The 702-nt window shown below is 40.9% G+C and carries 1 pseudogene; it reads right to left on the reverse strand.

Annotation, left to right across the window (positions count from 1 at the left end):
• Positions 1 to 702 (reverse strand): annotated as a pseudogene (locus tag J7R13_RS08580) (hypothetical protein); the annotation flags it as partial.

A 702-nucleotide genomic window follows, 5' to 3' on the forward strand; every position in this document is an offset into this window, starting at 1 on the left:
CTATCAACCTTTTCAAAACCTATCGGTAAAAGTTGACCATCTAAACTCATCTGATAAAAACCACTATCACCTGCAAAAAAAGCGTCACTCCCTCGACATGCTATAGAGGCTGCACTGCGGGCTCCTCGCTTGTCTTGTATCTTTTGAAATGTAAACACAATTTTAGAACCCGCAACAAAGGTTCCAGCATAAATAGCAGAACGCATAAAAATGAGGGGATTGGTGGATTCTGTTGCCCCTTGAACATATTCTCCATCCGGAAAATCTTGAAAATCGCAATCTTTCTGCTTAACTGTCCAATGGGTTGCATCTTCCAAACCAGACCAATGAATGCGATTGGGGTGATCTGTCAATTGCATCAAACAAACAAAAGGTCCCCAAACCTTCACCAATCCTGCTTTCGGTGGATTGCCGCTTAAATCTTCAAATCGTTCAGAACTATGGGTATTAAAAACTTGTGGTTTATCATTTTTATTGACCGCAATAATTCTTTGACCAAACAGAGCAAACGACCATTGATTATCCTCATGCGCATGATACGTCACACCACTTTGGCTAATGTCTTTCCAACCCTTCGTTTGACTATCATAACTGTAAAGCTTTTGCTTGCCTCCTACGATTAACTTAACACCATTACCGCTTCTAAAGGCGATTGAACCCAAGGGCTTTTCTTCCAAAGGATTAGAAACAACCATTGCACTT

It is taken from the genome of Bartonella taylorii 8TBB, assembly GCF_902825155.1.
Lineage (GTDB): Bacteria > Pseudomonadota > Alphaproteobacteria > Rhizobiales > Rhizobiaceae > Bartonella > Bartonella taylorii_A.